The organism is Paenibacillus donghaensis (assembly GCF_002192415.1).
In the GTDB taxonomy this organism is placed as follows: domain Bacteria; phylum Bacillota; class Bacilli; order Paenibacillales; family Paenibacillaceae; genus Paenibacillus_AQ; species Paenibacillus_AQ donghaensis.
Window position 1 is genome coordinate 7,522,181 of the sequence record NZ_CP021780.1, and the last position, 12,842, is coordinate 7,535,022.

The 12,842-nt window shown below is 39.2% G+C and carries 11 protein-coding genes; 8 read left to right on the forward strand and 3 right to left on the reverse strand.

Features of this window, described 5'->3' with window-relative positions:
• Positions 1–79: 79 nt before the first annotated feature.
• A complete protein-coding gene (locus B9T62_RS34065; protein ID WP_087919305.1) occupies positions 80–829 on the reverse strand; it encodes a LytR/AlgR family response regulator transcription factor in 750 nt (249 codons plus the stop codon).
• Between the two features lie 338 nt (positions 830–1,167).
• Between B9T62_RS34065 and B9T62_RS34070 the strand changes: the two genes are divergently transcribed.
• The 7 genes from B9T62_RS34070 to B9T62_RS34100 all read left to right on the forward strand — a co-directional run bounded on the left by B9T62_RS34070 (position 1,168) and on the right by B9T62_RS34100 (position 8,063).
• Positions 1,168–1,548, forward strand: a complete 381-nt coding sequence (locus B9T62_RS34070) for a hypothetical protein (protein ID WP_087919306.1) — start codon at positions 1,168–1,170, stop codon at positions 1,546–1,548.
• Between the two features lie 111 nt (positions 1,549–1,659).
• Complete coding sequence (locus B9T62_RS34075) at positions 1,660–3,363, forward strand: ABC transporter ATP-binding protein (protein WP_087919307.1); 1,704 nt, start codon at positions 1,660–1,662, stop codon at positions 3,361–3,363.
• A 61-nt stretch (positions 3,364–3,424) separates the two neighbouring features.
• Positions 3,425–3,568 (forward strand): CLI_3235 family bacteriocin precursor, encoded by a 144-nt coding sequence (locus B9T62_RS34080; protein WP_087919308.1) that lies wholly within the window; start codon positions 3,425–3,427, stop codon positions 3,566–3,568.
• An 84-nt stretch (positions 3,569–3,652) separates the two neighbouring features.
• A complete protein-coding gene (gene ccpM, locus B9T62_RS34085; RefSeq protein ID WP_087919309.1) occupies positions 3,653–5,077 on the forward strand; it encodes a Cys-rich peptide radical SAM maturase CcpM in 1,425 nt (474 codons plus the stop codon).
• Complete coding sequence (locus tag B9T62_RS34090) at positions 5,074–6,171, forward strand: TIGR04066 family peptide maturation system protein (protein WP_087919310.1); 1,098 nt, start codon at positions 5,074–5,076, stop codon at positions 6,169–6,171. The genes ccpM and B9T62_RS34090 overlap by 4 nt, the downstream gene beginning before the upstream one ends.
• Before the next feature lie 79 nt (positions 6,172–6,250).
• Positions 6,251–6,511: a calponin homology domain-containing protein gene (locus B9T62_RS34095; protein WP_087919311.1), complete on the forward strand. Its 261-nt coding sequence runs from the start codon at positions 6,251–6,253 to the stop codon at positions 6,509–6,511.
• Between the two features lie 28 nt (positions 6,512–6,539).
• Positions 6,540–8,063 (forward strand): S8 family serine peptidase, encoded by a 1,524-nt coding sequence (locus B9T62_RS34100; protein WP_087919312.1) that lies wholly within the window; start codon positions 6,540–6,542, stop codon positions 8,061–8,063.
• Positions 8,064–8,397: 334 nt separating this feature from the next.
• On the opposite strand, the gene B9T62_RS34105 is transcribed toward B9T62_RS34100, so the two are convergent.
• Positions 8,398–8,658 (reverse strand): GlsB/YeaQ/YmgE family stress response membrane protein, encoded by a 261-nt coding sequence (locus B9T62_RS34105; RefSeq protein ID WP_087919313.1) that lies wholly within the window; start codon positions 8,656–8,658, stop codon positions 8,398–8,400.
• Positions 8,659–9,061: 403 nt separating this feature from the next.
• Here B9T62_RS34105 and B9T62_RS34110 point away from each other — a divergent pair, with 403 nt between their 5' ends.
• The gene (locus B9T62_RS34110; RefSeq protein WP_087919314.1) at positions 9,062–10,111 is read left to right on the forward strand and encodes a lactonase family protein; all 1,050 of its coding nucleotides are present in this window, start codon (positions 9,062–9,064) and stop codon (positions 10,109–10,111) included.
• Between the two features lie 147 nt (positions 10,112–10,258).
• Here B9T62_RS34110 and B9T62_RS34115 read toward each other — a convergent pair whose 3' ends face one another.
• Positions 10,259–12,586, reverse strand: coding sequence for an alpha/beta hydrolase family protein (locus B9T62_RS34115; RefSeq protein WP_087919315.1), 2,328 nt, complete (start codon positions 12,584–12,586; stop codon positions 10,259–10,261).
• Positions 12,587–12,842 lie beyond the last annotated feature (256 nt).

The window sequence follows — 12,842 nt, forward strand, 5'->3', positions numbered from 1 at the left end:
AGCCGAGACAAAAAAAGTAATTATTCAACAAAAAAATGCAGCAACGTTGTAGCCATAAATAGTTCTTTGGGTGATGTAATTAGCCTCTTTCCTTGAATTGTGTAAGCATATAACGGGCATAGGTATCCTTAACATTCTTTGAATGGGATCTTCCAATTGGAAACTGATCTTCATTGGACATAAATACAGAGACAGCGGTAAAATTGCGAATATGCTCCAAGTTAACGATGACTGAACGGTGAATAAGCAAGAACGGGTACTCCAACTTGTTCGCATACTCGAGGAGTATACCAGTAATAATATATTGATGCTTTGCTGTAATGATTTTAAGCTTGTTCTTGATCAAAGAATGCTTGATTTTTACAATAGCAATGATATCAAAAGTTCTTAAAACGATATATTCTCCTTCTACTTTAATGGTTAAAAATTTATTAACAGATGTAATGATATAATTGCAAAGTTTCACTATTTTCGTCTTAAACAATTCAAAGGAAACGGGCCTAATAAGATACTGAAAAGTTTGAACGTCAAAGCTGTCCATCATGTATTTAGGGCAACTGCTCAAAAAAATAATTTGCACGTCCCGATCAGGAAGAGAACGAATCTTTTTTGCGGTTTCTATTCCGTTGATTCCTTTCATTTCTATGCCTAGAATGAGAAAATGAAATGGAAATTTGTCATGCTTCTTGTAATGCAGAAGCAATTCTTCTCCGCAAGAAAAGTAATAGGTATGAAAGGTAAAGGGCGTGCTTTTCGTGAGTTGCATGAAGAACTGCTCTAAATGCGCATGTTCTTCTTTTTTATCGTCACAAACGGCTACTTGGAACAAAAGATCACTCCTCTACATTGTACAACCAATATTATACATTATATTCTTTTATTATCCAGTTATAGTTGTGCTATTTCAAAATTATTGGCGGCGATATCTAAAATTTAATAATACATGTTGTTTAACCTCTTTTTTTGCTAATTGGCAACCAATTTGTCCCTTATTTTTATACTTATGATATAGTGTTTTTACAGGATATGTATATTTACTTTAAGTGAAATTCATCACATATTAAAATTTATATATAAATACAATTATTCAAAATTACTTCTTGTTAATGTAATTTGATGGAAATGCCGAAACAAAATTTGTACTCAAAAAATAGAAGAGGTGACAGTATGATAAGCACATTAAATTCAAGCAGTTCATTGTTTTTAAGAAGAAATCAATTTGTGAGTGCTGATTTAGGTGGGGAGAAAACAGAGGTTAAAAAAGAAGATGAAAGTAAAAACAAATTTGTAACGGCTACTGAGGGTGGTTATGTTAGATCTTATTTGATAAAAGAAGACGGAACCAAAATTATGTTAAGTGAGACAAAACAAACTCGAAATGATAAAGAGTCGTCTGCCACTAATCCCTTATTATCGTCCAAATCTCCTGGTAAGCAAGCACAATCTGCTTCATCAGCAAATACAAAAGAAACGATGTTATTATTAAATCTTAATGCCGGAATACCAATTAATGTTTTGAAGGGAATATATCAAGCGGAAGAAGATTAAATCTTTTTCCTGACGGACGTTATTACAGGAGGCATGATAACATGTCTCCTGTAATAAAATAATTGTGGTATATGAAATATTCCTCTTTAAGAGAGAGGTGAAAAAGAAGCTATGAGTGATCTGGCTATCATAAAGAAAATGTTGATGTTATTTAAACCTTACAAGAAATCAATGCTAATTGTATTTTCTTGTTTGATTGTATCTACTATTCTGAATTTGTTAATACCTTTACTCGTCAAATCTATCTTCGATGAAGGACTCATTAAACAAAATTTTCAAACGGTTTTTTTATGTTCGTTAATAATTTTTTCAATCACTCTTATTGATAGAATTATAGATATAGTAAAGGAAAATCTACGGTCCAATGTAAAAGCAAAGATTACAAATGCAATTAATATGAAAGTATATCACCATATCCATAAGATGAAGATAGCTTATTTCAATAAGATTAGTAGCACTGAAATCACTAATAATGTAAGAGTTGATATAGAAAATATCACTAAGATAGCAGATAATAGCATATTCTACGCTTTTTCTCAAGTTTTGAGTATTGCAGGAGGAATCGTAGGTTTATTTATAATCAATTGGAAATTAGCTATGCTGGTGCTAATGTTTATACCGTTTAAATTCTTTATTGTGAAAATTTTCGCAAAGATTCGTAAAAATTATGCTAAATTATTTTTGGATCAATATAGTGAACTTTCACGTTTGTATGATGAAATAATTAATGGAATAAGAGAAATTAAAATATTTGGTATTTTTAAAATGAAAAAAAATGAATTTGAAAGTGAGCTAAGTAAATTAACTAATACTGAAAAGAAAACATCCGTATTAAGTTCTTGGAACAATGCATCAGAGCTTATTATGATGCAACTGATAACTGTGCTTATATATATTATTGGCGCACGAATGACATTCAATTCAGAATTAACAGTAGGAAGCATTGTGGCTTTTGTAACTTATATTTCTTATGTGACCATTCCTATATCTGCAATAATTAATATAGGCTATTTGTTCTCTGGTATAATTCCTTCTGCGAAGCGTTTATTTAATTTTTTTCAATTGCCAATAGAAGAATGTACACTGAACCCAAAAATCGAAAATATAAAAAATAAGTCTATATTGTTCCATAATGTCTATTATTCTCATGATGGACGGCAACCTACTTTGGAAAATATAACATTTAGTATATTAGAAGGAGAAAAAGTTGCGGTTATGGGTACAAACGGATCTGGAAAAACAACACTTCTGGATTTAATTCTTAGATTTCACAAACCCGATAAAGGCACCATTACATTGGGGGGAGTGGATATAGGAGATTATGATATTGATACTTACCGTAGTTTTTTTGCTTTGGTAAGTCAACGGTTTTCTTTATTCAATAAGAGTATTAAAGAAAATATTTGTTTACATTCTGACTTTTCAGAAGAAAGTATAAACAAATTACTTGAGGATGTTCAATTACCTGAATTTATTGATTATTTTAATATGAAAATAGGAACTAATGGAGCTGAATTATCAGGAGGTCAGCGACAAAAACTAGCCTTAGCGAGAGCTATATCCCACGATAAACATATATATATATTTGATGAAACTACATCTAATTTAGATGTTATATCAGAAATTAATTTTGCGAATCTAATTAATGAGAGACTTGGAGAAAAAACAATAATAATAGTGACGCATAAACCTGAAATTCTTAAATATATGGATAAAATAATCGTGATTGAGAATGGAGAGATTCTTCAGGTAGGAACTTATAAAGATTTAATGAACAACAATAAACTTCAAATGAATGTTTTCTCGGTAAGTTAAAAGTTGGTTTAACCTTCACTATTGAAGATTAAATAAAAAAATTGAAAAGGAGAACAAAATCATGAAAAAACTTGGTAAAAAATTGGTATCGAACAAGATGACACTTGAGGCTTGTGCAGCTGCATGTAATTGTTACGGTTTGTGCCCGTCTCCTGGTAATTATCAAATTTCTTACTACCAACAATTTGCAGAGAGTCTTAGCTAAATCATTCTATTTTTAAGATGCTATGGCATAAGTGTAAATTTCAACTTATGTCATAGCATTTTATTAGGGAGATGAATAAATAATATGCTTGATAATTTAGAAAAACCATTTATACATCTATTTTCGCTAAGTGATGAATTTTATATGTATGATGTAAACACTAATAAGATAGTTTGCATTTCTAAAGAGGTATATGATTATTTGAATGAAGAAGCTGATTGTCTAACAAACGAAGTATACGACATTATATCTTCTCTAAAAAAGCAAGGTTTCTTATTAACGAATAGAATGAAAAGGATTGAGCATCCCTTTACTGAAAAAGTAGAATACTACCTTCAAAGTAAGCTTCAAATGTTATCTCTTCAGGTTACGCAAAATTGTAATTTGAGATGTGATTATTGTGCTTACTCTGGAAATTATACCAATAGATCTCATCAAAACATTAATATGTCATTTGATTCAGCAAAAAAAGCAGTGGATTTTTTCATTGATAGAAGCGGTGAAACAAATCAGTTAGGAATAGGTTTTTATGGAGGAGAACCGTTACTTCAATTTAGCCTAATAAAAAAAACCGTTTCTTATATTCTTGAGAACTATCCTGAAAGAGAATATGTTTTCACTATAACGACTAATGGTACAGTCATGCCTCCTGAAGCTATTGCCTTTTTAGACAATCATAATTTTGGAGTAATGATAAGTTTAGATGGTTATAAGGAAAACCATGATAAAAATAGGAAGTTTAATAGTAATGGTGTGGGGAGTTTCGATACTATAATCAAAAATTTAAAGATCATAAAAGATAAATACAGCAAATTATATAAAAACCTAACTTTTAGTGTTGTTTTAGATGCTGATTCTGATTTTTCAAAATGCAATGAATTTTTTATAAATAACGAATTTGTTAAAGACTCAATATTATCAGTTGCTAGTGTTAGTAACAATTATATAAAAGAAGAAAAGGAAAATACAAGTAATCGTCTCGAATTGGAGAGATATGAGTTATTCAAATACTTATTAGTGAAAATGAACAGATTAAAGATCGGATCATATTCAAAGTTAATTTGGCAGTATGATTCGCAGCTTGAGAAATTCTGTGCAGAAATGGCTAAACCATCTGATACAGTTCCCGAGAATGGGCATCATTCAGGTCCTTGTATCCCAGGAGCACACAGACTGTTTGTCAATGTTAATGGCGATTTCTTCCCTTGTGAAAAAGTTAGTGAATGTTCTGAAGTTTGCGGAATTGGAAATATTGAGAATGGATTCGATATAGAAAAAGTGAAAAGTATTTTAAATATAGGAAAATTAACAGAAGATGAATGCAAAAATTGCTGGGCCTATAGATACTGCATGTTGTGTCTAGTCCATTCGGATGGAATGGATAAACTCTCTTCAAAAAAGAAACTTTCGTATTGTGATAATGTTAGAAACAGTGCTGAGGAAAAAATGAAGGAGTACTGTTTTTTGAAAAAAATGAATTCTGATAAGTACGAGGAGGTAGCGAGATGAATAATAAGAAGGTTGCAATATACCCTTTTGATATAGAAAGCGCTCCTCTTGTTAGATATAAAGAATATCTTAGAAGTTATGACCTTATGGGAGTCTTTTCACCAAGAGGCTGGGGAATCAACAAGGATATAAGTATGGTGGACGGTGGGGAAAAAGGGTTGACAATAGAAACAGATCTAATAAATAGTGTTATCAACTATGATACGCTTATTATTAATCAGCCTTGTCGAACACTAGACTTTAATAAAAATGTACTTCCGTTAATCATCTCTAAAATACAAGAAAAAAAGGAAATAATTTTGAACTGGTATGAAAACGAAAGTTTCATAAAAGAGTTGTGTGAGAGATTGTCTGTTCCTTGTTCTGTTATGTCTTATGATAGGAACTTGTTTGTGAACCATAATAAATTGATGGATATTACAGTTCCAATTGTGTTCGTATGTGGATTCACTGAAATGGCAAATAAATTTTTTACGCAACTTACTTTAAGGGAATATTTTACAAAAGAAGGATATAATATTAGTCAAATTGGAACTAAAAAATACTCGGAATTGTTTGGTTTTAAATCGTTTCCAGCTTTCATGTTTGAAAGCATTTCAGATAGTGAAAAAATTATTTTATTTAATAATTATGTTAAACAAATAGAAATAGAAGAAAGACCAGATCTTATTATTATTGGCATTCCAGGATCTGTAATACCATTCAACAATAGATATAACTATCATTTCGGGAGTTTTGCTAACATTATATCGCATTCTATTGAAGCTGACGCAATCATTGCAAACATATTGTATGGCGATTATAACCAGAAAATATTTGATTTAAAAAGAAATATTATGAAGTATAAGTATGGATGGAACGTCGACTGTTTCAGTATGTCCAATTTTTATGTTGATTTAACATCTACTCTGCCGGATGGGGAATTGCAGTTTTCTAAAGTTGGAAGTGAACTATTGGATGGGAAAATTGAAAGTACACTTAAGAGTGTGAATAATATTAATATATTCAACTCTCTAAATGATACTCATAAATTTACTATGTGTAAAATGATTGAAGATAAATTGCTTTCTTATGGAACTACTAGAATTATGTAATTGGAATATAACTAACTGAGCATCTGCACCACGGTATAAGCGCAGTGAATTATCTTTAAGATAAGGGGGGGACGATACATTGTATTTGGAGATTGAAAGAAAACTTCTCAATATTATTGAAGAAAATTACGGTAAAAAAATAGTTGATGTTAATGAAAAATTACTTAATAGAAATATTAATTTAAAACCGGTGGAGTTGGCATCTCTCCTAGTTCAAATAGAGGAGTTCTTTTTGGTTAAAATCAGTAATGAAGATATAACTAATGGGAATTTTGATTCAGTTGGTAATATTTCAAAGCTAATTACACAAAGACTTTCAGAACCAACCAACTATAACTAAATTTATTCTGATTGGAACAGATAATATTATGAAAATACTTTCTGTGGCAATTATTGATGATGGAATATCAGGAGACATATTTGATAATAAGTTGGCACATAACATTGAAATAAATAAGTTCTGCGAGATTATATTATGTAAGAAAGAGAACCAAGTAGTGAATACTCACGGTACAATCTGCGCTGCAATTCTATGTAAGTATACAAATTCCGTTTGTATAAGCAGTGTGAAAATACTAGAGAATGGAAGAGGGGATGTAGAACAATTATGTACATCTCTAGAATGGTGTGAAGATAACGATATTGACGTAATCAATATCAGTTTAGGTAGCTGCAATTTCTTGGATTATTACAAATTAAGAAATATTATTAACCGTTTAGCCAGGAAAAATATATTAATAGTTTGTTCAGCGCATAATAATAATCTCCTGACCTATCCGGCTTCATTTTCTAATGTTATTGGAGTGAAATGTGACTCTAATGGATTATTAAAAGAAGGAGAATGTATAGAAAATCACGATTTATGTGCAGGTGTAGATTTAATTGCATTTGCAAAACATGAAATAAAAGGATTTAAGATTCAAAAGAACTTCAATAGTTTTGCGACGCCATTAGTTACAGCCCGGGCAAGTGATATCCTATATCAAAGGCGAAATCTTTCCGTCGAAGAGATAAAGAATAAATTACGCTACCAAAGCCATCAATTAAAACATCCTCATTTAAATAGTTACAGAATACCTGATTGGATAAATAAAGCATTTATTTTTGTTGTTGATAGTTTATCTGTTTATTCCACATTTTTTTATTTTGATGTTATTGGTGAATTATATATAAACCATGAGGCGCTAGTCTCCTATGTCGAAAATGTGTTGATTTCAGATATTAGCCAAGAAATAGATACCCTTATTATTTTTAGTAAACTCCAGATTGAAATAAACCTGTTTAATTCTATAAATCAACTTTGTGGGAAGCACAACACTAATGTTGTTTATATTGATATCTTAGGGAACAAGGAATCAAAGAGTATAGTTGAAAAAAATATTAAGGTATGGGATAAAAGCGTGATTTATCGAATTATAGATATGGAAGTAATAAACAAAGAGAATATCTCTGTTCCTCAAGTTCTAATATCTTTTTCAAATAATTATGAAATGTATGAAATTTTATGCTTAATGAAAAATTTTTTTTCCCAGAGTATGTATAATGCATTTGTAGCATGTGACCAGGCCGTTGCATTTCTATATGATCTTGAATACGTTCCAGTTAATATGAAAAAAATTAAAGAAACCGTCTCATATTTAGGTAAAATGATCGTAGAAAAGAACTCTGATATTTTTATATTTGGTCTTATAGCAGAAAAGGAATTTATATTGAATAAACTTAGAACACAATTAAATACTGATGTTTTTATAAAGGTTGAGAAGTATTATGATAGCAGGGTGAAAATTTCTGTGAATAAAAACAAAACTAAAGATCGTATATTTTTAATAGATTCAATAACTGCTGAAAATGTATATGGAATTTTTGAGTTTTTAGTGGAGACATTGAAATAGGGGTAAGCGTCAAACAGCCCACAATTGTCCGCTGGTCCGATAGTAAGGTTCCTGATAACTTCTGTTCAGACAGATGCAGAGGGAATGAGATGCTCCCCGAGTTCTTCCGAGCGTCCAAAAACGTCTTCAATTCGCGTTTTCATTGCAGCCCCTTTCGGTACTTGAGGGAATCAGAAAACCCGCAAAAACCCTTGATTCACAAGGCTTTTTGCGGGTTTTAATTTCCCATCCTTTGACTTATATTCCAATAGTGGCATGAATCGCATACGCGATTCATGCTCCGGTGCGTTAAAAAGTCAAATTTGTTTGCTGCGTTACAGAATGGGAATACAGCTTAAGAGCGGCTGCGTCCGCCAACCGAACGAAGGATCAGGCTGACGATGAAGATCAGCACGATGGCACCTACGAGTGAAGGGAAGACGTAGAAGTCACTTACCTTCGGTCCCCAGCTTCCCAGCAGCATGCCGCCGAGCCAAGAGCCCAGAATACCGGCTATAATGTTGCCGATTACGCCTCCGGGAATGTCTCTTCCCATAATCAGACCAGCCAACCAACCAATAACTCCTCCAACAATCAACATCCATAATAAACTCATATTGTTTCAGCTCCTTTAGTGTTGTTAACTTTCGATGGTTACTATTAACCCCATGGAGGGTGTTTAAACCATGTGTTAATATTTGCCGATATATCTTTTAGTATGTCCTGGAGACCGCAGCTTAACACTATAATGTAATAGAATTTCAGGACAGGCTTCAGCGGGGGAATAAGCTGAAAAATATAAATTTCAGATGTGTAGTTTGGTCCCTGTATAGGGTAATTAAGTGACATATAGAACGTGAACTTAAGAATATTACATACGGAGTTGCCAAGAAGCCCTATAAATCAGGATTTCTGACAACTCCACTACTCCATTCTTAAGTTCATCTTATATAGACAAGTATTTGCTGTACTTTTGTCCAAATGAAGAATGCCAATACATATACGAAGGAGCAACCGACATGCAACATCCTGATGAAGTATTGTTCTATACAGGAACCTACAGCCCGGAAGACAAGAAGGGAATCCAGCTATGCGCCTTGAAGGTTCCTTCAGGAGAAATGAGGATACTGGATGGAACAGTGGGCATTGAGAATCCGTCGTATCTGGCCATGAATGGTGAAGGAAGTGTGCTGTATGCAGTCAGCGAGCAGGAGGAGGGGCAGGTGTATGCCTACGCCATTGACCCTGGAACCAAGGCGCTGAGGATGCTGGGAAGCCGCCCGACGGATGGCGCTGCCCCCTGTTATGTTTCGATCAGCCCACGGGAGGATTACCTGTTCGTCTCCAATTATTCCGGAGCGAATGTGAATGTGTTTCCGGTCCAAGCGGACGGCTCCCTTGGGGAAATGTCTGCACAGGTCCGGCATGAAGGCTCGGGAACACGGGAGGACCGCCAGGAGGCTCCGCATCCGCATTCCGTCATCCCGGACAGCACAGGAGAACATGTGCTTGTCTGTGATCTGGGCCTCGACCAGGTAGTGATTTATCGGCTGGAGGAGGGCAAGCTGACGACGCACCGTGAGATCAATCTTCCGCCAGAATCCGGCCCGCGCCATCTGGCTGTGCATCCCGCAGGCCAGTGGATCTATCTGGTCAATGAGCTGAACAGCACGGTTACCGTTTTTGCCAATAATGAGCAGTCGGGAGACCTCAAAGTTCTGCAGCATATCTCTACGCTTCCTGAGCACTATACCGCGGGTAGCGATGATACAGCCGCGGATATCCATGTATCGCCTTGTGGACGTTATCTCTATGCCTCCAACCGTGGCCATGACAGCATTGTTCTGTTCCTGATCGATCAGGAAACAGGGCTGTTGACAGCCGAGGATTGGCAGAGTACCGGAGGCCGGACCCCGCGCAATTTCTCTATAATCAAGGGGATGCTGCTGGCCGCCAATCAGAACAGCGGGAATATTATCTCCTTCAGCATTGACCCGGATAGCGGCAGGCTGATTCCTACTGGCAATGAGCTGGAGCTTGCTTCACCGGTCTGCATTACAGCGCTGTAGGTTTTCGTAATCCTGCCAAATAAGGAGTACCCATCGATAAAAGACCCCCTCCTTCAGAGCATACGCTGCCGAGGGAGAGGGCCTAAACTTAGATATGAGGGCAAGAAACCTGAGCGTTGTTGGGTTTATTCAGGGGGCCAAGCCGTTTCATCTTGCATAGAATCCGATATCATCCAGCATAATAGCGTCGTCCTCGCCTTCCAGATAGAAGGTGATTTCGCTAAGCTGCTCCGGATCAAATTCCGGTTCAAGCTGCAGAAATTGTTCAAACGGTAGCTCGTAGGTCTGGAATACAGCCTCGGAAGGGTCGCCATATTTCCCGTCCGCCATCCGTTCCTCCAGCCAAGGGCTTATCGTGAACTGGGTCTGCGGCAGCGGTTGTACCTCCATTACCTCGCTGAGCGGCAGACGGACCGCAAGATCGCTGCGGTCGGTCAGCTCAATCTCGACCTGCGGCGACGGCTGGATGGGCGGCTCCTGCGCGGAGGCTTCTGCGTTTTCTTCGGTGCTTTCCTTCGTACTGCCCTCTTCGTTGTCGGCGTCCGGCATCAGGTTGTGATTCGCCAGAGAGAAGCTGAGACCGTCGGCCCCGGACAGCGCTGCATCCGTGATTACATTAGGCTTCAGCTGGATGCTATAATAAGCTTCCCGTTCCGGGGGAGCTGTGCGCTCCAGGAGGACAGCGTGGGTCGCTTTGCTTGAGGATTCACGGTCCACCGCCAGCTCTTCTGTCCAGGCAACGCCAATGGCCTCGGCCGTCCCATTCTGGATGGTGGTCTTGCTGCGGTCCTCGTCGAATCCGGCTATCGGACGATACCCGCCATCCTGATAACGGTTGAAATACTGCGTATCTGGCAGCCACTGCAGCCCGCTACGGTAGTCGCGGAACATGGAGCTGTATTCATTCTTGCCCTGCAGCGTAGCTTCCAAAAAAGCAGAAACATACACTTTGGCTATCTGCCGCTGCTCCCCGGCGTCCATGATCCGGCTGCGGCTCAGGAACAGGCCGGAGGGCAGCGACTGGTCATAAGAACCCCAGTCGCTGTTGAATTGGCTGTGATTGGCGTCGGCAATGTAGAGTGAGCTTCGGAAGGCTGGTGAACCCCCGGAATAGGAGGAGCGGATATACTGGCGGTCTCCGTAGAAGTCATGTACATCCCCGTCTCTTGCCCCTTGCAGCGTCAGGTAGCTGACATCTTTCAGCTGGGCCTGCTGGTTGTCGATAACCTTGTCAGTAGGGGCCAGGGCAACGACTGCCGAGATCCGGAAGCGGCTGGCTGCCGTGAGCACAGGATCATTCTTGAACCAGCGCTCCGCATCTGCCGCCATCGCAACCGCCTGTCCCCCCCGGCTATGGCCTAGTAGGGCGGTCCGATCATAATCAATGGCCTGATAGAGCGGATTGCCGGGGGTATCCGAGTAGACAGCCAGCTGCTCCAGATGCTTCAGGATGATCCAGGTCCGCGCTTTAAAATCATTGTCGGGAATACCCGACCAGGCCGAATAGTTCAGAAAGTTCTCATCCAGCGATACCGCGATAAATCCCCGGCTCGCCAGCAGCTCGCCCAGGTAGGCATAACCCCCATCGGAGAAGTCCTCCATCATATGGTTGCCGTGTACCATCAGCACCAGCGGGTAGGGGCCTTCGCCTTCAGGCATCCAGACCCTGCCTCCCACAGGCAGGGCAGACTGGTCGAAGCCCCAGAACCAGGTGCGCAGCTTCGGCCATTTCTTGATCAGCGCTGAGGCGTCAGCTGATGCCGAGACAAGCTCCGCGTCTGCGCCATATTCGCTCCGGCGCTGATCGGTGCCGCTGCCGTAGGTGAAGCTGCGGAAGCGGTAGTCCCCCGGCTCAGCCGGATTCGGCGCGTCCAGAAGCGCAGCTTCGGGACTGTTCGTTGCGGCGGTCGGCGGCGCATCCGGCTGCTGCACCCCGCTGGCTACAGCAAGCGGGGAGGCAATCAGCACTGCAGCCAGTAGCAGTGCAGGGGAGAATCGCCTGCTCCGCAGCAGGCCCAAGGCCAGTCCGGCCAGTCCGCCGGCGATTCCTAGTAGTGCAGCAATGACTGCTGCTGCACCCAGCTCAAAGTCGGCGAAATACAGAATTAGCAGAATGGCACCGATGTCGCTTAGCAGGCAGCCGACGAACAGCCGCGGTACCCGCAGCCCGAGCAGAGCCAGCAGTCCGGCCAGCAGATTGCCCGACACTGCCAGAATCAGCGTTCCTGCCGCCGCCGCAAGCATAATATCCGCCGGACTGCCAAGTCCGGTGGGAATACCCAGTACCGCTACGGTAAAAGCCAAAAAGCAAAGCACCCACGGTCCGGCAAGCGCCGTTCGCCACAGGGCTGTATCATATTGATAGGTTGCTTTAATCCGTCGTCCCATGGCTCCCAGCAGCCGGCGGTGACGCCGTGGTCTAACCGGTGCCGGTGACGGCGCTGGCGCCGGCATATACTCCAAGTCCATGCCCATAGTTGTCTCCCCCGAGAGTATCGGTGATTTCTTCGTGACCTATAATTTGTCCTTAAGATGTAGCAATGATATTACTTTAGAGCAGCAATGACAAGTGGTTGTTACAGGAACAGCAAGCTGTTGCCGAGCTGCAGGGAGGCACCGCTGATCGGGTGGTGCAAGATTACACTGTAACTTGGAGAGCAAATAGATGCTAAACTGGTTACTACTTAGGACTCCGTAGGATAAGAACACTTCAGATTCAGTTCCATGAGAT

What these genes read in the sequence shown, in the direction of transcription:
- B9T62_RS34105 (WP_087919313.1), bottom strand. Translation starts at nt 8,658, where the DNA reads ATGAGTTTATTATGGATGTTGATTGTTGGAGGAGTTATTGGTTGGTTG.
- B9T62_RS34090 (WP_087919310.1), top strand. Translation starts at nt 5,074, where the DNA reads ATGAATAATAAGAAGGTTGCAATATACCCTTTTGATATAGAAAGCGCT.
- B9T62_RS34110 (WP_087919314.1), top strand. Translation starts at nt 9,062, where the DNA reads ATGCAACATCCTGATGAAGTATTGTTCTATACAGGAACCTACAGCCCG.
- B9T62_RS34100 (WP_087919312.1), top strand. Translation starts at nt 6,540, where the DNA reads ATGAAAATACTTTCTGTGGCAATTATTGATGATGGAATATCAGGAGAC.
- ccpM (WP_087919309.1), top strand. Translation starts at nt 3,653, where the DNA reads ATGCTTGATAATTTAGAAAAACCATTTATACATCTATTTTCGCTAAGT.
- B9T62_RS34070 (WP_087919306.1), top strand. Translation starts at nt 1,168, where the DNA reads ATGATAAGCACATTAAATTCAAGCAGTTCATTGTTTTTAAGAAGAAAT.
- B9T62_RS34075 (WP_087919307.1), top strand. Translation starts at nt 1,660, where the DNA reads ATGAGTGATCTGGCTATCATAAAGAAAATGTTGATGTTATTTAAACCT.
- B9T62_RS34080 (WP_087919308.1), top strand. Translation starts at nt 3,425, where the DNA reads ATGAAAAAACTTGGTAAAAAATTGGTATCGAACAAGATGACACTTGAG.
- B9T62_RS34115 (WP_087919315.1), bottom strand. Translation starts at nt 12,586, where the DNA reads ATGGGCATGGACTTGGAGTATATGCCGGCGCCAGCGCCGTCACCGGCA.